Annotated in this window: 23 protein-coding genes; 8 read left to right on the top strand and 15 right to left on the bottom strand. The window is 64.7% G+C overall.

From position 1 onward, the window contains the following. A partial coding sequence (locus HNE04_RS20050; RefSeq protein ID WP_172223113.1) for a transposase occupies nt 1-275 on the top strand: 275 nt, incomplete at its 5' end. Between the two features lie 71 nt (nt 276-346). On the opposite strand, the gene HNE04_RS20045 is transcribed toward HNE04_RS20050, so the two are convergent. Then, on the bottom strand, nt 347-718 hold the full coding sequence (locus HNE04_RS20045; protein WP_172223111.1) for a tautomerase family protein: 372 nt from the start codon (nt 716-718) through the stop codon (nt 347-349). A 134-nt stretch (nt 719-852) separates the two neighbouring features. Here HNE04_RS20045 and HNE04_RS20040 point away from each other — a divergent pair, with 134 nt between their 5' ends. Beyond that, nucleotides 853-2106, top strand: a complete 1254-nt coding sequence (locus tag HNE04_RS20040; RefSeq protein ID WP_207717649.1) for a mandelate racemase/muconate lactonizing enzyme family protein — start codon at nt 853-855, stop codon at nt 2104-2106. Between the two features lie 30 nt (nt 2107-2136). Here the strand turns inward: HNE04_RS20040 and HNE04_RS20035 are convergent, their stop codons facing one another. The 9 genes from HNE04_RS20035 to HNE04_RS19995 all read right to left on the bottom strand — a co-directional run bounded on the left by HNE04_RS20035 (nt 2137) and on the right by HNE04_RS19995 (nt 12385). Then, nucleotides 2137-2793 (bottom strand): flavin reductase family protein, encoded by a 657-nt coding sequence (locus HNE04_RS20035; RefSeq protein WP_172223108.1) that lies wholly within the window; start codon nt 2791-2793, stop codon nt 2137-2139. 8 nt (nt 2794-2801) lie between these two features. Further along, on the bottom strand, nt 2802-3503 hold the full coding sequence (locus tag HNE04_RS20030) for an ABC transporter ATP-binding protein (protein ID WP_328700371.1): 702 nt from the start codon (nt 3501-3503) through the stop codon (nt 2802-2804). A 19-nt stretch (nt 3504-3522) separates the two neighbouring features. After that, entirely contained in the window at nt 3523-5292 is a 1770-nt protein-coding gene (locus HNE04_RS20025) for a branched-chain amino acid ABC transporter ATP-binding protein/permease (RefSeq protein WP_172223103.1), read from the bottom strand. A gap of 4 nt (nt 5293-5296) precedes the next feature. Next, nucleotides 5297-6163 (bottom strand): branched-chain amino acid ABC transporter permease, encoded by an 867-nt coding sequence (locus tag HNE04_RS20020; protein ID WP_172223101.1) that lies wholly within the window; start codon nt 6161-6163, stop codon nt 5297-5299. A gap of 104 nt (nt 6164-6267) precedes the next feature. Then, nucleotides 6268-7395, bottom strand: coding sequence for an ABC transporter substrate-binding protein (locus HNE04_RS20015; protein WP_172223098.1), 1128 nt, complete (start codon nt 7393-7395; stop codon nt 6268-6270). 36 nt (nt 7396-7431) lie between these two features. Further along, the gene (locus tag HNE04_RS20010) at nt 7432-8232 is read right to left on the bottom strand and encodes an enoyl-CoA hydratase (protein WP_172223095.1); all 801 of its coding nucleotides are present in this window, start codon (nt 8230-8232) and stop codon (nt 7432-7434) included. A gap of 49 nt (nt 8233-8281) precedes the next feature. After that, on the bottom strand, nt 8282-10060 hold the full coding sequence (locus HNE04_RS20005; RefSeq protein WP_172223093.1) for a CoA-transferase: 1779 nt from the start codon (nt 10058-10060) through the stop codon (nt 8282-8284). Then, entirely contained in the window at nt 10050-11567 is a 1518-nt protein-coding gene (locus HNE04_RS20000) for a class I adenylate-forming enzyme family protein (protein ID WP_172223090.1), read from the bottom strand. Before HNE04_RS20000 ends, HNE04_RS20005 begins: the two co-directional genes overlap by 11 nt. 11 nt (nt 11568-11578) lie before the next feature. Continuing rightward, on the bottom strand, nt 11579-12385 hold the full coding sequence (locus HNE04_RS19995; protein WP_172223087.1) for an enoyl-CoA hydratase/isomerase family protein: 807 nt from the start codon (nt 12383-12385) through the stop codon (nt 11579-11581). A gap of 126 nt (nt 12386-12511) precedes the next feature. Between HNE04_RS19995 and HNE04_RS19990 the strand changes: the two genes are divergently transcribed. Continuing rightward, on the top strand, nt 12512-13123 hold the full coding sequence (locus HNE04_RS19990) for a TetR/AcrR family transcriptional regulator (RefSeq protein WP_172223085.1): 612 nt from the start codon (nt 12512-12514) through the stop codon (nt 13121-13123). 7 nt (nt 13124-13130) lie between these two features. Here HNE04_RS19990 and HNE04_RS19985 read toward each other — a convergent pair whose 3' ends face one another. Genes HNE04_RS19985 through HNE04_RS19975 form a run of 3 tightly spaced genes read right to left on the bottom strand, consistent with a single transcriptional unit; the run spans nt 13131 to nt 17968 of the window. Beyond that, nucleotides 13131-15023 (bottom strand): propionate--CoA ligase, encoded by a 1893-nt coding sequence (locus HNE04_RS19985; protein ID WP_172223082.1) that lies wholly within the window; start codon nt 15021-15023, stop codon nt 13131-13133. Then, a complete protein-coding gene (locus HNE04_RS19980; protein WP_172223079.1) occupies nt 15020-16951 on the bottom strand; it encodes an amidase in 1932 nt (643 codons plus the stop codon). The genes HNE04_RS19985 and HNE04_RS19980 overlap by 4 nt, the downstream gene beginning before the upstream one ends. Nucleotides 16952-16990: 39 nt before the next feature. After that, a complete protein-coding gene (locus HNE04_RS19975) occupies nt 16991-17968 on the bottom strand; it encodes a tripartite tricarboxylate transporter substrate binding protein BugE (RefSeq protein WP_172223077.1) in 978 nt (325 codons plus the stop codon). 104 nt (nt 17969-18072) lie between these two features. Here HNE04_RS19975 and HNE04_RS19970 point away from each other — a divergent pair, with 104 nt between their 5' ends. After that, on the top strand, nt 18073-18996 hold the full coding sequence (locus HNE04_RS19970) for a LysR family transcriptional regulator (RefSeq protein ID WP_172223074.1): 924 nt from the start codon (nt 18073-18075) through the stop codon (nt 18994-18996). A gap of 6 nt (nt 18997-19002) precedes the next feature. On the opposite strand, the gene HNE04_RS19965 is transcribed toward HNE04_RS19970, so the two are convergent. Both HNE04_RS19965 and HNE04_RS19960 read right to left on the bottom strand, forming a co-directional pair. Then, complete coding sequence (locus HNE04_RS19965; protein WP_172223071.1) at nt 19003-19356, bottom strand: RidA family protein; 354 nt, start codon at nt 19354-19356, stop codon at nt 19003-19005. 15 nt (nt 19357-19371) lie between these two features. Beyond that, complete coding sequence (locus tag HNE04_RS19960) at nt 19372-20376, bottom strand: MBL fold metallo-hydrolase (protein ID WP_172223068.1); 1005 nt, start codon at nt 20374-20376, stop codon at nt 19372-19374. A gap of 166 nt (nt 20377-20542) precedes the next feature. Here HNE04_RS19960 and HNE04_RS19955 point away from each other — a divergent pair, with 166 nt between their 5' ends. The 4 genes from HNE04_RS19955 to HNE04_RS19940 all read left to right on the top strand — a co-directional run bounded on the left by HNE04_RS19955 (nt 20543) and on the right by HNE04_RS19940 (nt 25106). Continuing rightward, nucleotides 20543-21553 (top strand): succinylglutamate desuccinylase/aspartoacylase family protein, encoded by a 1011-nt coding sequence (locus HNE04_RS19955; RefSeq protein ID WP_172223065.1) that lies wholly within the window; start codon nt 20543-20545, stop codon nt 21551-21553. A 51-nt stretch (nt 21554-21604) separates the two neighbouring features. Then, a complete protein-coding gene (locus HNE04_RS19950; RefSeq protein ID WP_172223063.1) occupies nt 21605-22594 on the top strand; it encodes a Bug family tripartite tricarboxylate transporter substrate binding protein in 990 nt (329 codons plus the stop codon). A gap of 116 nt (nt 22595-22710) precedes the next feature. Beyond that, nucleotides 22711-24171 carry an N-acyl-D-amino-acid deacylase family protein gene (locus HNE04_RS19945; RefSeq protein WP_172223060.1) on the top strand — a complete coding sequence of 487 codons (1461 nt, stop codon included), beginning with the start codon at nt 22711-22713 and terminating at the stop codon, nt 24169-24171. A gap of 41 nt (nt 24172-24212) precedes the next feature. Then, entirely contained in the window at nt 24213-25106 is an 894-nt protein-coding gene (locus HNE04_RS19940) for a LysR substrate-binding domain-containing protein (protein ID WP_172223057.1), read from the top strand. Nucleotides 25107-25134: the final 28 nt, after the last annotated feature.

The raw sequence follows: 25134 nt of genomic DNA, 5'->3' as shown, positions 1-25134 counted from the left end.
TCGGGCTGGCGCCGATGAACCGCGACTCGGGCACCTTGCGCGGCCAGCGCCACATCTTCGGCGGGCGCGCAGACGTGCGCCGTGTGCTGTTCGTGGCCGCCCTGGTGGGCACACGGTTCAATCCCGTTCTCAAGGCCTTCTACGCTCGCCTGCTGGCAGCAGGCAAGCCCAAAAAGGTGGCATTGGTGGCCTGCATGCACAAGCTGCTTGTCATCCTGAATGCCATCGCCCGCTCCAAGTCGCCTTGGAGCAACGAGATCGCCACGGTCGTCTGACTTATTCATTCAAGATGGTTGCTTATATTTTCGACACGTGGTTCAGGTACGGAGCGCAGGCTGCACCACCCTCACACGCGAGGGGCTTCGGGTAGGCGTTCACCGCCGCGCACGACGTATTTGGCGGGATAGAGAGTGACCAGCACCTCGATTTCGTCCTCCGATGCCCCGGTGCACGCGCTCCAAATCGAGCTCACCTTTTTGGCCAGCGATAGCACGGCGCCGTCGCTGCGCCCATCACGTATGTGGCAGAAGATCAGCGTTTCCGAAGTGGACTCTCCCGAGCGGTAGGTGTTCTCGGACGTGGCTTCATGAAATACGACGCTGATCAGGTCGAGCGGAGAAAGGATGATCTCCCTGATCGCGCTCGTGAGCTCGCTGGCGATCCTGGCCTTGACGCCGGGTTGGATTCCGACCTTGCATTCGCAAACAATGACGGGCATGTTGTGTCTCCGTGAAGATAGGTTACTGAGGCCCTCAGTCTCCCGGAACGTCGCCGTTGATGATTGCACCGGGGCGCCACCCTTGCTTGGGAGTGCCATTACATGGACCTCTGCCTGGTACGGCTTGCGTGTGCGTGAAAGACATCGCCGGCGGCGTTTTGGAGCTTCGTGCGCCGCCACCCGTTCGTCATCGACGGCTTGGAGGGCTCGCTGACCTGGCTCGAAACCTCGTTCGGCTCGTCACCGCAGCGGGCATCGATGCCGCCGCACGCCGCATCGTGCGGGTGAGCGCCCACCCCTTGCGCGTGACGCTGCCGGCGGTGCAGCGAACCGCGCAAGGCGACTGGTCGGCGATCGAGATCGTGGTCGTCGAGGTCGAGGTCGCCGGAGGCTGGATCGGCTTCGGAGAATGCCTGGCCCGGCGCGGCTCGACCGCCTACGCCGGATTCATCGAGACGGTGCTGCGCCCGCTGCTGCTCGGCGAGGACCTGCTCGACCGCCGGCGCCTGTGGCGGCGCATGCGAAGCGTGCTCACGGGCCGGACCGGCGGCATGCTGGTCGAGGCGATCGCCGGGGTCGACATCGCTCTGTGGGACCTGGCCGGCCACTCCGCCGGCCAGTCGGTCGCGCAGTTGCTGGGCGGCATGGGCAGACGCACGACGCCCGTCTATGCCTCGTCGATCAACTGGTTCGACGACGCGGCGGTCGAGCGCGAGGTGGCGAGCGCCGTCGCCGCGGGCTTTCGCAGCATCAAGGTCAAGGTCGGCCGGCCGGTCGGCGCGGCCCAGCACCGCGTGCGCCTGGTGCGCCAGCTCGCCGGCGACGCAATCGAGCTGAGCGCGGATGCGAACTGGGCCTACGACCTGCACGACGCCATCGCCGTCGGTCGCGTGATGGCCGACTGCGGCTACGTCTGGTTCGAGGAGCCGCTGCGCCCCGAGGACCGGCGTGGCTACCGCCTGCTGCGCGACCAGCTGCCGATCCGGCTCGCCGCCGGCGAAAGCGACTACGCCGCGGTCGATGCGCTCGAGCTGATCGAGGACCGCTCGGTCGGCCTGATCCAGCCCGACGTGGCGCGCTCGGGCGGCATCACCGAGACCTGGCGAATCGCCGAACTGGCACAGTGTTTCGGCGTGGCCTATGCGCCGCACGTCGGCTGGTCGGGCGCGATCTGCCTGGCAGCGAGCCTGCAGCTCGCTGCCGCCGCGGAGAACTGCATCACCGCGGAATGCATGGTGTTCGCGAACCCGCTGCGCGAGCAGATGCTGAAGGTGCCGGTCGGCCTGACGGGGCAGCTCGTCGACGGCCAGATGCCGGTGCCCGACGGGCCCAACCTGGGGATCGAGGTCGACCGCGGCTTCCTCGCCGCGCACCGGGTCCGCGAGTGAAAGCGAGAGACTGAAGCTGCTGCCAAGAAATCAGGCTGGCGGCACGTCCATTCGAAAGTTGTCCGTAATACGCGAGTACATGCCCGGACTCGAAAGCCGGCCGATAGGGTTGAGACGCAACAAGTCAATCCGATGGCGCTCGTCGATCACATCTCGACGGATGTGTGCAACGACCACCTCCAGCAGTACAAGATGGCAAGGCGGCGAACCCAGCGGCTGGATGCTGTGGACCCTGCATTCGTATTGCACCGGCAGTTCCGCGATGCGTGGCGGCTGCACCATGGTGGAGGCGATGGTGGTGAACCCCGCGATCGCAATTTCATTGACTCCGATGGGGTACTCGGGCGCACAGCGGTTCATGCGCTCCTTGTTGGCATCGTCCACGATGTGAACGACACATTCCCCGTTGGCCCGGAGGTTGGTCAGGGTATGCTTTTCTCCCTCGCCGCCAGCAGGCGTACCAATGGAAATCATCAGCATCGGTGGGCAGAACGCCACCGCATTGAAGAAGCTGAAGGGGGCCGCATTGGTGCCTGCCGGGCCGGCGGTGGACACGAGCGCAATCGGCCGGGGTATGACGGTGCTGGACAGGATTTTGTATTGATCTGCCCAAGCCAGACTCGGCAGGTCGAGTTCGACCGTCGCAGTGGCGGCCGCGGGCGTTGCCAGTGATGAGTTTTGTCCCATGTTTCACCTTAGAGCCCCAGGTAGGCCCTGCGTATGTGGTCCGACGCCGCAAGCACGGCCGACTCGCCCTGTTGCACCACCTCACCCTGCGCAAGCACATAGGCCCGATTCGATACGCCCAAAGACATTCGAGCGTTCTGCTCGGCCAACAGGATGGACAACCCCTGGGCGCGCAGCGAGGAGAGCAATTCAGAAACGTCGGCCACGATCATCGGTGCCAGGCCCAGCGTCGGCTCGTCGAGCATCAGCAGACGGGGCGCGGACATCAGCGCGCGCCCAATGGCCAGCATCTGCTGCTCGCCGCCCGACAGCGTGCCGGCCGCCTGCTGGCGGCGCTCCCGCAGCTTGGGAAACAACGTGTACATCTGCTCGATCCGGCGCGGTTTTTCGTGACGGGTGCCGCGACTGAAACCCAGCTCCAGGTTCTCCAGCACGGTCAGCGTGGGAAACACGTGGCGCCCCTCGGGTACCAGCGCCATTCCAAGCGCCACCTTGCGCTCGGCCGACAGCTCAGTCACGTCTTGACCCCCGAAGGTGATGCGTCCCTGCAGGCTGCCGCCAACGCCCAGAACTGCCTTGAGCAGCGATGACTTGCCCGCGCCGTTGGCACCCACCAGGGCCACCACTTCGCCTTCGTTGACATGCAATTCGACACCGCGCGTGGCCACGGTCTTGCCGTAACTTACGGTGGCCGCCTGTACGGCCAGGATGGGGTTTGTGCTGGCTTGCTTATCCAAGATAGGCCTCCCGGACCTGAGGGTTGTCCGAAACTTGTTTTGGTGTGCCCACCGTGATCGGGACTCCGTGATTGACGACCAGCATCCGGTCGCATACAGACATCATCAGCTTCAAGTTGTGATCCACCAGCACGATGGTCAGGCCCTCGTCGCGCAGGCGCTGCAGCGTGCACTGCAACTGGTCGGCCTCCGAGTGGTTCAAGCCGGCAGCCGGTTCATCCAGCAGCAGCAGTCGCGGGCCGGCCGCCAAAGCCAAGGCAATCGACAGCAGCTTCTGCTCACCGTAGGACAACTCGTCGGCGCGCATGTGCTGCTTGTCGAGCAAACCCACCATGTGCATGGCATGGCGTGCCACCGATGACCGCTGCGCCTCCGAACGGCGAAACTCCTCTCCACCGATCAATGCGCGCCACAGCGATACCTTCCCGACCAGGTAGGTGCCGGTCATGACGTTCTCGGCTACGCTGAGCCCCCTGTACAACTCCGTGTGTTGAAAGGTGCGCACCACACCCAACGCCGCCAGCTGGTGCGGCGCGAGGGCTGCCACCGGACGGCCGAAGGCGTGGATCTCGCCGGCAGTTGGCAACTCGAACCCGCTCACCAACTTCAGCAACGTGGTCTTGCCGGCACCGTTGGGACCCATGACGCCGAAGATTTCCCGCCGCTGCACATCGAAGTGACTGCCATCGACTGCGCGCACCCCGGCGTAGCGCTTTTCCAACTTGCGCACCTGCAGCACCGGCCCATCAGACGCTACTGCCTCCCTGTATACGGCTACTGAAGAATTCGTCGAAGGCGCTGCAACCTCGACAGATCCGATCGGCATCACTGGCGGCTGGCGCTTCCAGAGCGGCTCCAGCAATTTCACGATGCCGTTGGATTGGGTGCGCACGGCCAGCAACAGTAAGCCTGCGAAGGCGATCATCCGGTACTCGTCGATGGTGCGCAGTGTCTCTGGCAACACAGCAAACACCAGTCCGCCGATGAGAGGCCCCACCATCGTGCCCCGCCCCCCCAGGATCACGATCAGCAGACCGATGGCAGAGTACGAGGGACTGAAGAGGTCGGGTGAAAGTACGAGCACCTTTGGCACGAGCAACACACCTGCCAGTCCCGCCAGCCCGCCAGATAGCGCGATGTTGACCACCCGCACCCGCAACGTGGGAATGCCCACGGACTCCGCCAGCGCGATGGATTCGCGGATGGCCAACCAGGAGCGGCCGATCGGGCTTGCCATGAGCCGGCGCATGCCCAGAAGCACCGAGGCAAGCAGGACGATCGCTATCCACAGGTGATATTGATGGAATTGGAGACCGAGACCGTCCAACCAATCGATGGCGGGCAGCGGCACCACCACGCCAAGCGGGCCACGGGTCAGCGATACCCAACTGGTCGATGTCAGGCGCAGGATTTCCGCACTGGCCAACGTGGCAATGGCGAAGTAGGCACCACCCACCCGCAGTGAAGCAAAGCCGACGAGCGCGCCCAGCACCACAGGCAGTACCAGTGCTAACGGAGCAGCCACGCTGAACGGGATGCCCAGCTGCACATACAGCAGCCCTGCGCCGTACGCGCCCAGGCCCGAGAACGCGGCATGACCAAACGAGAGGTAACCCAGATAGCCGTAGACAAGGTTGACGCTCAGGCCCAGGATGGCAAAAGCAATGGCAGTGAGCGCCAGGCCGCTCAGGTAGGGCGTCAGCAGCGTCGAGGCCGCTGCGATCGCGATGACGCCGACAAGAAGAATCGTGCTCTTGCGCATGGCCTCAGCCCTTCTTTCCGAACAGGCCGGCAGGCTTGAACAACAGCACCAGCAACAAAAGCACATACACAAGCGCCAGGTTGACCGTGGCGCTGAAATACATGCTGCCGAAGGTTTCGAGAACGCCCAGGGCCAAGCCGCAGACAAGCGTGCCGCGCACGCTTCCCATGCCGCCGATCACCACGACGGCAAAGATCTTGGTTAACACGTTGTGGCCCATCAGCGGCGAAAACGTCAGTACCGGCACCATCAGCGCGCCGGCCGCGCCAGCCAGCACACCGGCCAGAACGAAGGTCTGTGATCCTATCCGGCGCACGGGGATTCCCACGACGGCGGCGGCGAAGCGGTCTTCGGCGAGGGCACGAATCTGTTTGCCGAACAGGGTGTGGCGCAGGACCAGGTGCACGCTGGCGACCATCAGCAGGCCGGCTGCCAACACCAGCGTTCGCTGGTAGGTCAGCGTGATGCCGATGAAGTCGACGCTGCCAACGAGTCCAGGGACCGCCTGTGGAGTAGGCCCCCAGACGGCCAGTACCGCCTCTGAGACAAGCAAGCTCAACGCGTAGGTGCTCAGGAGCGTATCGGCCGAACCCTGCTTGCGCGCGACCAGCGGGCGGACCGCCAATTTGTCGATAGCTACGGCCAGCAGGCCGCAGGCGCCAACGGCTAGCAAAACTGCCCAGCCGTACGGAAGTTGGTGCTGCGCCGCCGCAATGAACGCAATCAGGGCGCCGACCATGTACAGGTCGCCATGCGCGAAGTTCATCACGTGGAGCACGCCAAACACCAGCGTGAGACCCAGGGCCAGCACCACATAGGTCATGCCGGTGCTAAGCCCATTGAGGACTTGTTGGAGAAAGAAGGTATCCATCTTGCGAGCCAGGAACGTGTGGGGACACCGCGCGCACTTGGCGGCGGCGGCATGGGTGCCTGCCGGCAGCCGCGGGCAGGCCTTGCTGCGACGGCCGAGGTGCCTTATTTGCTGACTGCTATGCGGCCGTCACGGACGGTGAGCAGGGCATACGCGCCATTGGCCTGGCCGTCTTGCGCGAAGCGCACCCCGCCCCGAGGTGTCTGCCAGGTGCCAGCTTTCAGCACTTCAGCCACCTTGCCTGGATCCTCCGCGGTCTTTGCAGCGATCATGGCCGCGGCCAGCAAGGTGATGCTCTCGTAGCCGATGGCCACGCTCTTGTCCGGCTCGTCGCCGTGAGCCTTCTTGTAGCCTTCGACAAAAGCCTTGTTGACGGGGTTGTCCAGCGAGGGCACGTAGATATCGGCGCTCACGGCACCCTCGGCCGCGGGGCCTGTGATCTTGAGCGCGCCGGGGTAAAGGATGCCCGGCATCAGGCAGATGGAGGGCTTGAAGCCGATCTCGGCCGCCATGCGGATCACGTTCCCGTAGTGCTCGGGATTGGTGCCGGTGATGCACAGCACGTCGGCCTTGCTGCGGCGCATGTTCGTCACGACCGCGTTGAAGTCGGACTGGCTGATGTCGTACGTTTCATCGAAGACAATTTGCCCCGGCTCGTTGAAAATCGCCTTCAAGTGCTTGCGCCCATCCAGGCCGAAGTCCGTGTTCTCGTTGAACAACGCGACTTTCTTGCCGGGGAATCTGGCGATCAGCACCGGCTTGAGCGCCCGGGCATCCATTTCGGTGGTGGAGTTGAGGCGAAACAGCCTGTCGTAGCCCTTGGTGGTGACATCCGGATGCTTGGGGATGCCGGCCATGTACAGCACGCCGGCCCGCTTGAACGTGGGGATCATCGCGAAAGCCACCGTGCTGCTCACTTCACCCGCGACGAACTTCACCTTGTTCTCCGTGACCAGGCGCTGCGCTACGTTGGAACCCTCGGCCGGGTTCAGCGCGGTGTCATATACGACCAGTTCGACCTTTCGGCCCAGCACACCGCCGGCGGCGTTGAGCTGCGTCGTCGCATACTGCGCGCCCTTGAGCATTTGCGACCCCAGCAAGGTCTTGGTGGCAGAGGTGAATCCGATCTTGATGGGCTCGGCGTTGGATGCGGCCTGTGCCGAGGCGGTGCCCGCAATCAATGCCATGGTGACGGCGGCGGCCGTTCGGGCCAGTTTGTAGAGAAGCGTCATGGTTGTCTCCGGTGGGTGTCTTGATGGAAAGGCGGGTCAGGCGAGCGCGGCCTTACCCCTCTGGATGGACTGTCCCAGTCCCTCGCGGCGCCGCGCCTGGAAGGATTCGGACAGGTGGCTGAGCTGGTGGGCGTCGAAGTGGGCGCTCATCGCGCTACGCATACCCTGTATGTCGAGCCCACGGTTGATGGAGCGCTTGGCCAGCATCACGGCGAAGCTGTCACCGCCTGCAATCTGCAGCGCCAGCGCATCCACCGCGGCTCGAAGCTCGTCGCGAGGAACGACGCGATTCACCATGCCGACGGCAAGCGCCTGTTCGGCTGTCATGCGACCGCCGGTGAAAAGAAACTCCTTGGCCTTGCGCGCGCCCATCACCCACGGGTGAACCAGCACTTCCACGGCCGCGGTACCGAGGCTCTGGCACACGGGGTCGGAGAAGAAGGCATCCGGCGATGCCACGACCAGATCGCACATGTTGGCGACCATGAAGCCCCCGGCTACACAGGCGCCGCTGACTTCGGCGATGGTCGGCTTGGGGCAATCCCAGATGCGCATCGCATAGTCGAAGTAGTAGCGTGTCTCGTAGGCCCAGCGCTCTTCGACCGTGAAGTTCGAGCGCTTCTGCGCGGCTTCCTTGAGGTCGTGACCGGCAGAGAAGTGATCGCCCTCTCCGGTCAGGACGATTGTTCGGACTGCCGCGTCCTCAGTGGCGCGGCGCAAGGCGTCGTCCATCTCGTCGAGGAGCGCCTGGCTTTCGGCGTTGCGTGCATCGGGCCGGTTGTGCGAGATCCGGGCCACTGGGCCGCGGACGCTATAGAGGATGTACTGGTAGTCCATGAGGATTCTTTTTGAAGGGAGACTTTTCTAAAGGAGGTGAGGGAGAAACTCAGCCGAGGAACAGGCCGTTCGGGTCGAGCTGCCGGGCCAGCGCGAGTTCATCGGGCGTGGGCGATGGCTCCAAGAGCACCGTCGGCGCGGCGCAGACCTCCCAGGCGCAGCGGGCCAATGCCTGTTCGATCAGCGTGTTCAGTGACAGGCCATCCCTGGAGATCACAGCGGTCAATGTGAAAGTCTGATCCGCTTGCTCGCGCTCGAACACGGCCAGGGGCGTAACCACGGCCTTCACGGCGCGGCCCGGCGTTGTGATGAAGTCGACTTGGCGCACCAGGCGCTCGGGCGAATGCGCAATGGTCACCAGCACATCAGCGGCGCCGCTGCCGATGTCGTTCGCGCCGCCCGAGCCGGTGAGCAGCATCTTGGGCAATTGGCTGGTATTAAGATTGCCTGCCGCGTCGACCTGGGCCGCACCCAGCACGCCGAGCGCACGATTCGATGAACCGGCTGTCAGCAGGCCGAGGGTGAGCAGTGTGTCGCTCAGCATCGCACTGCCCGCCATGTTGCGATAGTTGAAAAGAAACGGGTCGCCGGGCGAAGGCAGGTAGCCGTACATGCCGGACTCGACCATCAACGGCAAGTGCACGCCGTCTTGCCCGCGCTGGATCGATGCCATCCAGGCCGCCAGTGAGGAAATGCCGAGCCCGGCGAGCATGGCTGAAGTCAGCCCCCGCTCAAGCCGGCGACGGATGACCCGCGCGGCCAGGCACACATGGGTTTCGGCTTCATTGGCGGGATGCGAAGGTGTCGGTTCTAGCGCGCAAGGTTCGAAGCGCCAACCGTCTGCCAGCGCCCTGCCGCGCAGCGCGTGAATGCGCTCACTCCCCAGCTTGGTGAGATAGGCGTTGTGGTCCTTGCAGTCCAGGATCCACTCCCGGGTCCAAGCCAGCAGGGTCTCTTTTGACTTCCCGGCGTTGCGCAGGTCGACCAAGAAAGCGTAGTCGTCGGGATACCCCGCCAGTTCGGGGACAGCTGCGCTCGGCAGGGAATTGGGGTGGCCGCCCAGCGGCACATGGCAGACGATGCCCACGGCGTGAGCCGGAATGCGCACGTGGTCGGCGTGCCGGCGCATGGCCTCATTGCTGATCACATGGTCCACCGTCACCACTACCGTGCGCGTGGCGCAGAAGGCGGCCCAGATCCCGTCATAGAGCGGCGGACAGATGAGGATGTTGCCGTCTTCGTCCGCAGCCAGGCCATGAACGAAGGTCACGTCCGGCGCGAGGGGTGCCACCACTTGGGTTGGCGTTCCGTCAAACGGGCTGGCCACCTCTGCCGTGTCCCCGGTTTCGGTGGCGAGCGCCGTGGCCATATCGCTCCCAGCGAGGGAGCGGGTGGGAAGGAACGGCAATCCCATGGCAGCGGCCATCAGCCTTTGCGAGAGCGTGAGCAGCGACCAATTTTCAAACACCACGCTGTGTTCGCGCGCCGCCTGAACGTAGACCGGATGCGGCGCGGGCGTCGGATAGGTCATCGCCTGAATGGAACTGATGACTCGATTGACCAGGCCACCCGCCACCATGGGTGCGTGCTGGTTCGCCACTGCGGGCGCAACCAGCGTGAATCCAGGCGATCGGCCCCAAAACGCGCGGACGATCTCAAACATGGCGGCATTTGGTCGCGCCATGGAACCGCCAAAGTACAGCGTGTCCCCGTCGCGGACTGCCTCACGCACGGCATCCGCCAGTTCCATGAAGCGCGGGCCTTGCGCGCGGCCGCCGGCCAGCGAGTTCCAGCGTTGCGCGACGCTCGTGACCGTGTCAGCGCGCATCACTGAGGCTCCTTGCCAGCAGGGACTTGCGCACCTTGCCAGCGCCCGTGCGGGGCACGATGCTTGGCGCAATGGTACGCACATGCTCCGGCCACTTGAAACGCGCCAGCCGGCCTTCGCAAAAAGTCCGGACTTCCTCAATCGTGAAGGTGCGCTGCGGATCACGTGGAACGAGTGCGGCCAGCACGGTTTCGCCCAGAATGTCGTCGGGCTGCGGCAGGACAATCGCCTCCAGGACATCCGGGTGTCGCGCCAGGCACTCCTCGACCTCGATGCTGGATATGTTCTCTCCACCGCGGCGGATGATGGCCTTGAGCCGATCGACAAAAAAGTAGCGACCCTCTTCGTCCTTGTAGGCCAGGTCGCCGGTGTGGAACCAGCCTTCGCGCACGGCTTCGGTGAAGGCCACGAAGTTGCCAAGATAGCCGGCAAAGCCTTGGCCGAAGCGCGTGACGATTTCTCCGATCTCCCGCGCCGCGCATTCGACCCCGGAGTGTGGATCGACGATGCGCATGTCCACGCCCGCCACCGGTCGGCCGATGCATGCGTGCGAGCCGCCCAGCCCATGGCAGTCCACGTCCGTCAAGGTGCCGAAGGTTTCGGTCATCCCGTAGCCATCGATGACCGGGCGCTGCCAGCGCTCGGTCAGCTGCCGCCAGCGGGTTGCAGAGCCGGCGCCGAAGATGAATTGCAGGTGCTGCGATGCGCGCGCCTCCACGGCACTCGGCGGCTGCGCATGCAGGATGAAAAGGATCGTGCCCATTGTCCACAAGACGCTGGGTCGACCGCGGTCCGCCTGCTCCCAGAAGCGCGAGGCGCTGAACTTGCGCGCCAGCACCAGTGTGGAGCCGGACATGACCGCCAGGCTCACGCCCCAGTTGAGCGCCGCGCTGTGGCTGAGGGGAGTGACCAGCATGATGCGGTCCTGCGAACCCAGCCTCAGATGCCTGATGTAGCTGCCGATGGCCGCGACGACCGCTGCGTGTGTCTGGAGCGCGGCCTTCGGAGCCGAGCCAGTGGTGCCCGAGGTAAAAATGGCGGAGAGACCGTCGGTGACCGACAGCTCCGCGTCCCTGCCTCGGTGTACGGCCTCAGCACCTTTCGCGAGTCCGAACAAGACCTGCAGCTGAGGGACGCGACGCGCCACTTCTTGCGCCTCTGCGGCGCAGTCAGCGCTGTAGACCAGGTGCCCGGTTCCAAGGCACCGCAGGGATTGCTCCAGCTCACCTAGCGTGAGTTGGGGATTCAGCCCGACGCAAATGGCACCGATCTTCTGGCAAGCGAAATACCAGACCAGCCATTGCGGAGAGTTTTCCATAAGCAAGCCGACGACCGTGCCCCGACCGACGCCGAGGTCGCGCAGCCGGGTAGCGCAGGCACTGGCCTCGATATCCGCCGCCTGGTAACTCAGCACCAGGTCCTGCGCCGGGTCATCATCCACGTAGTGGACGAAGGGATGGTTGGGCCGGTTGCGGGCACTCTGCTCGAAGTAGTCGATCAAAAGCATGTTGCGAGGTGTCAGAGGTGGCGGAAGTCTTGGCCGCTGCTGATGGCAGCACCCACCAGTTGCAAGGCTTCAGGCGAGGCCAACGTGTCCACGAAGAGCGAGCGCTCGATGTCCAGCCCGTCATATAGCGAAGCCTCGCTCGCATGGCGCACCAGTCTTTTTCCATGCGCCACAGCTGTCGGCGACAGTGCGGAGAGTTCGCGCGCCCGTTCCAGCGCCATATCCAGCACCGGCACGTCTACCTGCGCCAGGTCGTGTATCAGACCCTGCGCCAGCGCCTGGGCGGGTGAGAGTCTGCGCCCGTGCAAAACCAGGTCGAGTGCACGGGCCATCCCGACGATCCGGGCCAGGCGCTGCGTGCCACCGGCGCCCGGGACGAGTCCCACCCTGATCTCCGGTTGTCCGATCGTGAACGGGCCGTCCTGCATGACCCTGAAGTCGCAGGCCAGGGCCAGCTCGCAGCCGAACCCCATCGCGTTGCCGTTGAGGGCCGCTATCACCGGTTTGCGCGAATTCTCGATGCTGCGAAAACACAGGTCCATGTCGCGCTCGGGCGTGTGATCCGTGGCGCCATACCGAACACCGCGGTCGTTGAGCTTGCTGCACAATTGTTTCAGCTCCTGCAGGTCGTAATGCTGAATGAACACCCCCGCGCCGCCACCAGTGAAGACGATGACACGCACTTCCGGCGCTCGCTCCGCGGCGCGGAAAGCCCGGTGCAGCTGGCCCACCAAGACGTCCGTCATGTACCCATGAGGCGGGTTCGAGACGGTGATGACGGCCGTGGCCTCGCGGGTCTGGGTGGTGACAGTGCTCATGGAAATACTGGAGAGGTCGATTCGGATCGAATGTATGACAGAGCGCTCGCTCTGTCAACGACAAAAGAGCGATCGCTCTGTAAAGACAGAGCGATCGCTCTATAATCGCGTTGCCCACCACCGCATATGCCCAAGAAGCCCGAATTCCCTCGCCGCGAAGAGTTCCTGAATGCCGCTCTGGCGCGCTTCTCTCGTTCCGGCTATTCCGCGACTTCTACGCGTGAAATCTGCGCCGACTTGAACATCGTGCCCTCGGCGATGTACAACTACTTCCCCTCCAAAGAGGCCGTCATCCTTGCCATCGAAGAGCGCGAGATGACTCAAATGCTGGAGGTCTACCAGTCCGTGGTGCTTGCCACGGATGGTCAGCCTGCGGCCCGGCTGGCAGGGCTGGTGACCTGCACGTTCGAGCAGGCGATCGTCCGGCGTGCCTCCTGGCGCCTGATGGCGGACATGATCCGCTCGCTCCAGCCGGAAAACCGCGAGCACGTCATCGAGCGCCGCGATGCCGTCGAGCGCATGGTGCGCAACGGGTTGGAGCAGGCCATCGAGGCCAAGTTGATCCCGCCACAGGACATCAAGTTGGCCTGCCTTCAACTCTTCAGCATGGCCGAAGGAATGTCAGGCTGGTATCGAACCGATGGGGCCTATGCCCCATCGCATATCACCTCACACGCAACTCTTTTTTTCTTGCGGGCGATTGGCGCCTCGGAAGGCTTATTGCAGCACGCTCCTTGAAAGTGATCTACGGCGCCATTGGCTCGCGGATCTGCTGCAAGGCGGTGGGGTCTTCGATCGTCGTCAGGTCACCCGGGTCGCGGCCTTCGGCCACGGCCTGGATGGCGCGGCGCAGGAGCTTGCCGCTGCGCGTCTTGGGCAGCAGGTTGACGAAGTGCACGCGCGACGGCCGGGCCACGGCGCCGAGCTGCTCGTCCACCACTTTCATGATGTCGCCCTCGAGTTTGAGCCGGGACTGAGTGCCCGTGAGGGCGGTCACGTCGCGCGGAACGACGAATGCCATTGCCACCTGGCCTTTCAAGGCGTCGGCCACACCCACCACTGCCACCTCGGCGACGTTCGGGTGGCTGGAAATGCTTTCCTCGATCTCGCGGGTGCCCAGGCGGTGGCCGGCCACATTGATCACGTCGTCCGTTCGGCCCAGGATGTAGTAGTAGCCCTCCTCGTCGCGGATGCCCCAGTCGAAGGTGCTGTAAACCATGCGCCCCGGGACGGTTTCCCAGTAGGTCTTCACATAGCGCTGATCGTCGCCCCAGACGGTTTGCATGAACCCCGGTGGCGTCGGCCCCTCGATCACCACGACGCCCTTCTCATTGGGGGCGGTGAGCTCCTGGCCCGTGCTTTCGTGCACCAGCCGCACGTCGTAGCCATACATCGGGACGCCGGGGCTACCGAACTTGCTGGGCTTCCTCTCGACGCCATTGGCGATGGTGAGGATCGGCCAGCCGCTTTCGGTCTGCCAGTAGTTGTCGATGATCGGCACGCCCAGGCCGTCGCTGATCCAGCGGGCCGTCGGCTCGTCCAGCGGCTCGCCCGCCAGGAACAAGGCCTTCAGGCTGGACAGGTCGTACTTCTTCAGGAAGGCCGGGTCCTGTTTCTTGAGCACCCGCACGGCCGTGGGTGCGCTGAACATGGCGCTCACCTTGTACTTTTCCACCAGGCTCCACCAGATACCGGCGTCCGGGCGAATCGGCAAGCCTTCGTACATGATGGTGGCCATGCCCGCGATCAGCGGCCCGTAGACGATGTAGCTGTGGCCCACCACCCAGCCGATGTCGCTGGTGGAAAAGTAGGTTTCGCCCGGCTGGCCCAGGAAGATGTGCTTCATGCTCGCCGCCAGCGCCACGGCGTAGCCACCCACGTCGCGTTGCACGCCCTTCGGCTGCCCGGTGGTGCCGCTGGTGTAGATCGTGTAGCTGATGTCGGTCGAATCCAGCCACTCGCACTCGACTTGCGCGCCGGCGTGGCGCTGGGCCAAGTCCGACCAGTCGTGATCGCGGCCGGCCACGCGCGCCATCGGCGCCAGGCCCCGGTCCACCAACAGCACGGATTCGGGTTTGTGGCGGGACAAACGAATCGCCTCGTCCAGCAACGGCTTGTACGCCAACACCTTGCCGGCGCGCGAGCCCGCATCGGCGCTGACGATCACCTTGGGCGATGCGTCTTCGATCCGCGACGCCAGCGAGACCGATGCGAAGCCGCCGAACACCACCGAGTGGATCGCACCGATGCGCGCGCATGCCAGCATGGCAAACGCCGCCTGCGCAATCATCGGCATGTAGATGAGGACGCGATCGCCCTTTTGCACGCCCAGGCCCTGGAGCGCCGCCGCAGCCCGCTGCACCTCGCCGTGCAGCTCGCGAAAGGTGTAGGTCCGCTCTTCGCCTGTTTCGGTCGAGACATAGATGAGCGCGGGCTGATCGGGCCGGTCCAACAAGTGCCGGTCGACCGCGTTGTGGCAGAGATTGGTGGTGCCACCGGCGAACCAGCGCGTGAACGGTGGGCGGCTGTGGTCGCAAATCGTGACCGGCGGCTGCCGCCAGTCGATCAACTTCGCCTGCTCGGCCCAGAACGCATCGCGGTCATCGATGGAGCGGCGGTAGAACTCTGCGTAACTCATCTCGGCATGAGGGCAAGAGTTGGCTCGACGCTTGCCGATCCGGGAGTCAGCTCGATCCTTACGCGGTTGACTCCGAGCGGCTTTTGCCGTGTGTACAGGTGAACATAGAGTTGCCCGTTCGCAAGTGCTTCACGATCCTTGGCGCGCAAGGTGATTTCCGCAGCTCCCGAAAGTTGGCCCCCGCGCACCAGGTGGGCGAGCACGGAGCCAGATTGCTGCTCCTGTCCGCGCTGGAGCGTCACGGCCACGACGTCGGATGCCGGCAGCCGTTGTACCGATGCCGAGTAGCGCAGCTTGCCCGTGGTCGGAATGTACTCGAACGACACTGTTGTGGCCGGGTCCCTGGCGCCTTCCACTGGCGTAACCACGGTCAGGGCGAGTGGGCGCGGCGCCTGTCCCGCCACCAGCGGCGGCGTGCTGAAAGGCGAGCGGCGCGGCTTGGCCGCTTGCTCCCATGCATAGGCCAGTTTGAGCAGCTCCGCCTCCTGGTAGGGCTGCCCGAGCAGCTCCATCCCAACCGGAACGCCGTCATCGGTGAAGCCCGCTGGCACGGAGATCGCCGGCAGCCCCGTATTACCACTGAGCTGGCATGTGAAGCCGGTCTGGGCCTCGCCGATCTGGACGGCCTTGCGCCTGAGCACGGGGTAGGCCACGGCGTCAAGCTTGTCAGTCTGGAATGCCGTGGTCATTCGCGTGCGCAGCACGCCCTGTTTTTCCAGGGCCGTGCGGTAGGCCTCGGTGTCGCGCCCCTTGGCCCCATTGCGCAGGCGAAAAACTGCATTCAACTGGTCGTGGTCCAGGCCCTTCTCGATGATCTCCTGCAGCGTTTTCACCGGCGCCGACGGTTCGCCGGCCAGGTACCGCGCCAAGTCGAACTTGAACTCGTGCGCGATCACGTTGCCGTCACGCATGAGCTCATCCAATTCCGGCACGGATATCTCCACCAGCTCCGCGCCCTGGGCCTTCATCGCATCGAGGGCCTTGCGCACCAGCGTAGCCACTTCGGCATCCTCAGGAGCTTGCCCAAAAAGGCTCTTGAGCACGCCGATGCGCTTGCCCTTGAGGGATCCTTCGCCTAGCAGCCGCGCATAGCCGCTGCCCACGTGTCGCGCTGCGTCGGCGGTTACCGGATCGTTCGCGTCAGGGCCAACCGTGGCATCGAGCAGGAGTGCCAGGTCGGTGACCGAACGTGCCAGCGGGCCGGCTTCGTCTTGTGTGTTCGAGAGGGGAATCACGCCGTGGCGGCTCGAGAGACCGCGCGTCACGCGCAATCCGACGAGGTTCTGGTTGCCGGCGGGAATGCGGATCGAGCCACAGGTGTCCGTGCCCATTCCGGCGGCGGCGAAGCTGGCGGCCACCGCTGCTGCCGTGCCGCCGCTGGAGCCGCCCGGCACCCTGTTGAGGTCGTAGGGATTGCGCGTCGCGCCGCTGAGGGAAGAAATGGTCGTGATCCCCGCCGCCAGTTCGTGCAACGCTGTTTTCCCGAGCACGATGGCGCCGGCCTGGCGCAGCTTGTCGATCTGGAAGGCGTCGCGCGTGGTCTGCATGGTGGCCAACGCCAGCGTGCCGCCGCTCGTCGGCATGTCCTTGGTTGCGAAGTTGTCCTTGACCAGGATGGGAATGCCATGCAGCGGACCACGCGGTCCCTTGACCCTGCGCTCGCGGTCGAGCGCTTCGGCTTCCCGCACCGCGTTGGGGTTCAAGGTGATGATCGCGTTCAGCGCCGGACCGGCCTGGTCATAAGCACGGATGCGAGCGAGGTACTGCTCCACCAGAACCCGGGCCGTGGTACGGCCTTCCGCCTGGGCGGACTGTAGCTCCGAGATCGATTTCTCGGTGACGTCGAAGGTAGCGCCTTGCGCGGCGGCCCAGCTGCAGGTGCAGCCGGCCCAGAGCGCGCTCGATACGAAGCGAAGAAGAAATGACATGAGTGGTCTCCGTGGGATGAAGGGATGGGGGATGGAGCGTTAGTCGGGAGACAGCTTCTGCTTCGCGACGACCTGGCGGTACAACTCGTACTCTGTGCGGATCTGCTCGCCGAACTGCTCCGGCGTGCCGGACACGACGACTGAGCCGGTGGCTTCGATGCGCTTGCGGGTGGCGGGGTCCAGCAAGGCACGCCCCGCCGCGTCGCTGATGCGGTCAACGACGTCCTTGCGCATTCCTCGAGGCCCCTCGATGCCGAAAAAGCCCATCCGATTCATGGGCTCCATGCCGACTTCCTTGAACGTGGGAACTTCCGGCAATTGGGCCGTCCGGGCCGGAGCGGAAACCACGATCGGGTTCAGCCGGCCTGCGGTTATGAAAGGCAGCGCCGTGGGCAGGTTGTCGAGGATCATTGCGGTCTGCCCCGCCACGGTGTCATTGAGCGCGGGTGCGCCGCCACGATAGGGAATGTGGGCGATGAACGTCCCCGAGAGACTCTTGAACAACTCCATTTGCAAGTGGGCCAGGCTGCCGGTGCCGGCGCTCGCGTAGGAGTACCGCCCCGGCCTGCGCTTCAACTCTCCAAGGAAGGCCTCGAAGTTCCTGGCGGGAAATCCGGTGTGCGCCGCTATCACGTTGGGGGTGGCCGCCACGTTGATGATGGGCGTGAAATCCGTGACCGGGTGGTAGGGGATCTTCGGATTGAGAGCGGGGCCGGCGGCGGCCGTCGACGCCGTGACCATGCACAGCAAGTACCCATCGGGGGCGGCGCGAGCCACCTCCGCGGCGCCCACGGTGCCACCGCCGCCCGACTTGTTCTCCACGATGACGGGCTGGCCGAGCAGCGGCGCCATCCGCTCGGCCAGGATGCGCGCGAGCAGGTCGGTGGTCCCGCCCGGTGCGAAGGGCACCAGCAGGCGGATGGGCTTGGAGGGAAAAGCCTGGGCCCGTGCAAAGGGCGCGAGAGGCAGGGCCAGCGCCGCAGCGCCTGCCCGGATGAATGTTCGCCGTATCAACATGACTTGACCTGTGGTGTGAGTGGGTGCGTTGAATTCTGGTGACCGCGAGGCGTTGTCGCCAATGGTTTCGGCTCGATATACTGATGCCCAGGAGGCATCGATCCATGGAATTGCGTCACTTGCGGTATTTCCTGGCGGTAGCGGAAACCGAGAACGTCCGTGTGGCCTCGGAGCACCTGCACGTCACGCAGCCGGCGGTGTCGCGGCAAATCCAGGACCTGGAAGACGAGCTCGGCGTGCAGCTGTTCGAACGGTTGCCGCGCGGCCTGCGCCTGAGCCGAAGCGGCACCGCATTCCGCGAAGATGTGATCCAGCTCATGACGTCGCTTGGCAGCGCCTGTGACCGCGCGCGCCGGGTCGCCAGCGGCGAGGTCGGGATGGTGCGGGTCGGCTATGTCGAAGTGGCCGGGTGGGAAGGAATCGTCCCCGACTCTTTCCACGCATTCAGGGAAGCGGCGCCCAAGGTCCGGCTGGAGCCGACGCCCTTGGGAACACCGGAGCAGCTGGCCCGCCTTCTGGATGGCGCGCTGGACGGCGGCTTCATCTACCAGGTCGGTCCACTGCCGAGGGGTCTCTCGTCGCTGCCGCTGCAAAAGCACGGCGTGGTGCTGGCGATGCCTGTTGGTTGGAAGGGGCGACCCCGTGGTGCCATCTCACTGCGCCATCTGACCGACGCGCCATTCGTGTTCTTCCATCGCGCGACCTATCCGGCCTATCACGACTACCTGCTCACTGCCTGCGCAGCAGGCGGCCTCGTGCCCAACGTAGTGCAGGCGGGACAGAACGAAGCCGCGGTGCTCAGCCTGGTTTCCGCCGGAATCGGCGTGGCGATCGTCAACGACAGGAACCGCTACCGCCCGCCTTCGCAAGTGGAGTTCGCCGAGATCCGCGACCTGAAGGTCCCCCTTTCCCTCAGCTTCGTCTTTCCGGAAGACGGTGCGAACCCCGCGCTGGAGCCCATGCTCGCCCATTTGCGAGCAGCATCGGCGAAGCAGGGGCTCGCGCGCGGCGCGCGGCAGCGGCCGTAGCCCGATTCAGGCGAGCCGCGTCGGCGACACGGCGATGGCTTCGATCTCGATCAGTGCCTCTGGCGCCAGCAGGCCGCTCACCACCGTCGACCGGCAAGGCCGATGCGTGCCGAAGGCCAATGCATATACGTCGTTGAAGGCCGGTGCATCGGCCGCATCGCGCAGCCAAACGGTGGTCTTCACGACATGCTGCAAGCCCAGTTCGTGGTCGGCCAGGATCCGCTCGAGGTTCAGCAGCGCCTGCCGCGTCTGCCGGCGGGCGTCGCCGGTGATCTGACCGTCGCCGGCGCGCGCGAGCAGCCCGGAGGTATACACCACGCCACCGAGCGCGATGGAAGAAGTGAGATGAGGTGGCTTCATGTTTGCGGCCTGCGATCAGTTCGTCATTCCGCGCAGGCTGTAGGGCACGGGCACCCACTGGTAGCCCGCACCGGAAGTGCGCAGGTAGCCCAGGCCGGGGAATGAAATGTGAGCTGCGGCAATGAGGGTGCGTTGCGCCGCGAAGTTGCCGAACATCGCGATCCGATCGGCAGCCGCCGCGGGCTCGTCGGCGTCGAAGCTGATCGTGGCCTGGGGCTGAGGCAGCTGGACGGCGGCGGCATGCACCAGATCGCCGAAGAACACCATTTTCTGGCCCTGGCTCTCGATCGAATAAAGGGTGTGCCCCGGCGTGTGCCCGTGCGCCGCAACTGTGCTGATACCCGGAAACAACTGCGCGGCTCCCTGGAACAGGGACACCTTGTTCACGGCTTCGTACGGGGCGAGCGATTCGCGTGATTGGGAGAACATGGACTTCTGGTTGGCGGGCGCTGCCGCTTCCGCTTGCGCGCTGAATCGGTAGTCGCGGTCCGCCTTGTCCAGGTAGACGGTTGCGTTAGGGAACATCCGCTGGCCGTCGACAGTGAGGCCGCCGGAGTGGTCGCCGTGCAAGTGGGTGAGCAGCACCGCGTCGATTTCCTCCGGTCCGTAGCCGGCGGCCCTGAGGTTGGCCAGCAGCCGGTTGCCATACGGGCCGAAGAGCTTGCCCGCGCCGGCATCGATCAGGAGCAGCTTGCTCCCTGTATTGACCAGGTACGCATTGATGGCGGTTTCGACCGGCAGTGTCTCGAATGACGCGGCCAGCAGTTGCCGGACTTCGTCCGGCGAAATGTTGGACATCATCTGGTCCAGTGGTAGTGGAACGGTTCCATCGGACAGCGCGGTGATCTCGAAATCGCCGAGCTGCATGCGGTAGTAGGCCGGCGCTTGGGTCTTCAGCGCGCCGCGGGCCGCGCCGGTCGGGCCGGCGGCTTCCGATGAAGAACACCCGCCCAGGCCCAGCAGGGATGCGGTGAGGATGGCGCTGGCCGCCAGGGGTAGCAGCAGTTTGTTGAATTGCATGAGAAAGCTCCTGTGTAGGGAGCCGAAGAATCGGTGACCGGAGAAGCGCCGTCCAATCACTTTCAAGGCCAGGGCGGATGACCTCAACGCATCGATGCGCGCAAGGCATTGCTGGCGCCAGCAAACGGTATTGGCGGTGCAGGTGCGCAGCTGACAAAGTAAGGGCATGAACTCCAAGCGCTCACTTCTCACGACCGACATCGACTACGACAGGGAAGGCTTCCAGCAGGGCTTCCTGCGCCTGCCCTACTCGCATGACCGCTCCGGGTATGGCTACATTCCGATCCCGCTGTCGGTGCTCAAGCGCGGCGAAGGTCCCACGGTGCTGCTGACCGGTGGCAACCATGGCGACGAGTACGAAGGTCCCATCGCGCTCATGAAGCTGATGCGCCGCATGCGGGAGATGGAGATCCGTGGCCGGCTCATCGTGGTGCCGGGCCTGAACATGCCCGCCCTGCTCAATGGCTCGCGCACTTCTCCGATCGACGGTGCGAACCTCAACCGGGTATTCCCCGGTACGCGCAACGGCAGCCTGACCGAAATGATCGCGCATTACGCGGATACAGAGCTTTTCCCGCGGGCCGATCTTGTGTTCGACATTCACGCGGGAGGCGCTTCCACGAACTACTTGCCCACGCTGCTGGCGGCGCCGCCCGCGGATGTCGTCAAGGGCAAGAGCTATCGCAGGATCGTCGAAGCTTTCGGCGCCCCGCGCGTGATGATCATGGACTTGCTCGGAGAAGACCGGACCTACGGGGCCGCAGTCGAGCGGCATGGCACGCACTTCCTGTGCGGCGAGTTCGGTGGACACGCAGTGTGCAACCCGGAGGGACTCGCGGTGTTGGAGCAGGGGATCGAACGCGTCTTTGCCGCGATCGGCCTTTGCGACGCGACCGCCGGGCAGCAACCGCCTCCGCCTGCGCGACTGCTGCGGGTCGATGGCAATAAGCACTACATCTTCGCTCCCACCGGCGGGATATTCGAGCCCGCCTTCGCGCTGGGGGATGAAATCACGGCCGGTCAAGTTGCGGGATACATCCATGACCCGAGACAGCCGGCGCAAGCTCCGGCGGTCATTCGATTCGCCGGAGCCGGCCTGGCGATATGCATCCGCGCCCTGGCGCGTGTCGAGCCCGGCGACTGCCTGGGGCACCTGGCGCAAGATTGCGACTGGTAACCCGTTCCAGGACGAATTCACATCACGCACAGCATCCAACTGGAGCCAACCATGACGAGCACCCGAACATTCCTGAAGGCCGTTGCGGCCGTTGTCCTCAGCCTCGGCGCGGTCGCCGCCGGCGCGCAGGGCGTCTTTCCGGACAAGCCGATCCGGATCATCGTGCCATGGGCGCCTGGTGGCGGCGCCGATGCTGCCGCGCGAGCGGCGGCGGCAGCGCTCAGTGTCCGCTTGCGGCAGCCGGTGGTGGTGGAGAACAAGCCGGGCGCCAGCGGCGCGATCGGTGCGATGGCGGCCGCATCGAGCGCCGCGGACGGGTACACGCTGTTCCTGGCCAACGTGGACACCAACGTGGTGAACCCGCAGGTGATGGCGCACATCCGCTACCGGCCGACGGAGAACTTCGAGCCTGTGGTGGAGATTGGGCGCTTGCCGATGGTGCTGGTTGCGCGCAAAGGCCTGCAGGTGAAGTCGGCATCCGAGTTGACCAACACCGCGCGTGCGGCGCCGGGCAAGATCACCTACGGCACCTGGGGGATCGGCAGCGTTGCGCACCTGGCCTTTGCGATGCTGGAAAAGCAGGCGGGCATCGAACTGAACCACGTTCCCTTCCAGGGTGGCGCGCCGACGTACGCCGCGGTCCTGGGCGGTCACGTCGACCTGGCGCTGGCCCAGGTGAGCTGGGCCGTAGCGACGGCCCGCGACGGAAGCGTCCAGATGCTGGGCGTGACGTCGCCGCGGCGCAGCGCCCTGGCACCCGACGTGCCGACCTTGTCGGAAATTGGATTCGCCGGCTATGCCGCGGAACAGTGGCTCGCGCTGTTCGCCCCCAAGGGAACTCCGCCCCATATCGTCGAGCTCCTCAACGCGCACGTGAACGCCTGGCTCGCAACGCCGGAGGCCCGTTCACAGCTGGCTGCGGGCGGCATCGAGCCTTCTGGTGGATCGCCCGCGCAACTTGCCGGGCACCAGCGCGACGACATCGCCTTGTGGGGAAAGATCATCAAGGAAAAGAACATCAAGGTCAGCGACTTGAAATGACCCTCATTCCCGCCAGGAATGCGGGCGGGAGGTGATTTCATTTGAACCCGCGTTCCGGCCGAAAGAGAATGCCTTATGGGCCGCGAGCTCAATCGTCACAACACTGCAAAGCTTTCATGGCCACAAAGTCCTTCACCTTCGACCTGCTCATAGAAAACGGTACTGTCATCGACGGCAGCAAGAAGCCGCGCTTCGAGGCGGATGTGGGCATTCTGAACGGCCGCATCGCAGCCATGGGCGACCTGAGCGGGCAATCAGCCCGAATCACGCTCGATGCCGCGGGGAAGATCGTGGCGCCGGGTTTCATCGATTCACATACTCATGACGACCAGGCCGTGCTTTCGCAGCCGGACATGACCTTCAAGATTTCCCAGGGCGTGACCACGGTCGTCACGGGGAACTGCGGTATCAGCATTGCGCCGTTGCGCGAAGGGGCGCCAATGCCGGCGCCGCTCAACCTTCTCGATCCCGACAACAGCGCGCGGTTTCCGACCTTCGCCGCCTACCTCGATGCCTTGCGCAGCAACCCGTCGGCGGTCAACGTGGCCGCGATGGTAGGACATTCAACCTTGCGGGTGATGACGATGCCGGAGTTGGAACGGCCTGCCAGCGTCGGCGAAATGTCGGCCATGCGCGAGCTGCTGGAGGAAGCCCTGGAAGCCGGCGCGATCGGCATGTCCACCGGCACGTACTATCCACCCGCGGCCGCGGCGCCGACGGAGGAGCTGATAGAAGTGGGGCGCCCCCTCACCGGAACCGGCGCCCTGTACGTCACGCACATGCGCAATGAAGGCGATCAGTCGATGGAGTCGCTGGAAGAGACGTTCCGCATTGGCCGCGAGCTGGACGTCCACGTCGTCATCTCCCATCACAAGCTCATGCGCCAGGGCAACTTCGGCAAATCCACCATCACCTTGCCGCTCATAGAGAAAGCCATGCAGTGCCAGTGCGTGTCGCTGGATTGCTATCCCTACAACGCAAGCTCCACCATGCTGCATAGCGACCCCCTGAAGCTGGAAGGCCGTGTCCTGGTCGCGTCCAGCGTTCCCCACCCGGAGCTTCAGGGACGCGACCTCGATGACATTGCCGTTGACTGGGGTGTGAGCAAGGCCGAAGCAGCCAGCCGGCTGCAGCCGGCCAGCGCCATCTACTTCAGCATGGACGAACAGGATGTGCGCCGCATTCTCGCCTTCGAACACACCATGATTGGTTCCGACGGCATCCCCACCGGCGACAGGCCGCACCCGCGGCTGTGGGGCACCTTTCCCCGAGTGCTGGGCCGCTACAGCCGCGACCTCCGTCTGTTTCCGCTGGAAACCGCTGTCTGGAAGATGACCGGATTGACCGCGCGGACTTTCGGGCTGCCCGAACGCGGCGTGCTCGAGGTCGGGAACCATGCCGACGTGGTGGTGTTCGACGCCGACACGATCTGCGACAGGGCCGACTACCAGACCCCTACCGAGGCCGCGCAAGGCATCGAGGCGGTGATCGTCAACGGTGTTCCGACATGGCTGAATGGCATGCACCAGGGCGCCCGCGCGGGTCAGGTCGTGTCGAGGACGCAGCGGGAATCGTAGGCCCGCGCTGTGTCGCGCGCTGAGTATGATGGATGCGTTCCATGAGAAACGCTACGGGTCGCCAACTCCCTGCCCTGGCCAACTTGCTGGCGCTGGAAGCCACGGTGCGGCTCGCCAGCGTCACTGAGGCCGCGCATGAACTGTGCCTGACGCAGAGCGCGATCACCAAGCAGCTCAACGAGCTGGAGGACTTTGTCGGTGTGGCCCTGCTGTCGCGCCGCAAGGGCGCCGTCGTTGCGACGCCCGCCGGCACGCAGTACCTGATGCGGGTGCGAAAGGCCATCGCCGAAATCGAAGACGCGACGCTGGAAGTGTTGAATGGGCAAGGCAAGGGCGGCAGGCTCAATCTCTCCGTTCCGATTTCCCTTGGCAACATCTGGCTTCTCCCCAGGCTGCTGCAATTTGCCAAGCAGCATCCGGACATCCAGATCAACCTGAGCACCAAGGTGGGTCCGGTCGACCTTCGGCTGTCCGGGCTCGATGCGGCCATCATGTATTGCACGGGCCCACCCGAAGGTCACTTCGGGCTGAAGGTGATGCCGCTGGAATTGTTTCCGGTTTGTGCGCCTGAACTGGTGCATCCAGGCGAGTCGCTGGAGGGTACGCTTGCCCGCCTGCCCTTGCTGCATCAAGCGGCGGCCCTGGAGGCCTGGCCTTCGTTCTACAAGGCCGCGGGGTTGGATCCGCCTCGCGTTCTCAAGGGCCCGCGCTATGCGTTGTTGACGATGGGGCTGCAATCCGCGCTCAGCGGGCTGGGTGTCGCCCTGATGCCGGACTACGTCGCTTCGGACGCGCTGCAAAGCGGGCGTCTGGTAAGGCTGTCCGAGGTGACCTACATTGCGCAGAAGGCCTACTATTTTGTTTGCCCACAGGAATCCATCGAGGCCCCCGTCATCGCACCGTTCGTGGAGTGGCTGCAACGGCAGAGTCCATAGTCGGTCGGCGCTTCAGTGCGCACGGTTC

The sequence above is a fragment of the Caenimonas soli genome (assembly GCF_013155545.1).
In the GTDB taxonomy this organism is placed as follows: Bacteria; Pseudomonadota; Gammaproteobacteria; order Burkholderiales; family Burkholderiaceae_C; genus Ramlibacter; species Ramlibacter soli.
This window is presented reverse-complemented; position numbering and strand designations above follow the sequence as displayed.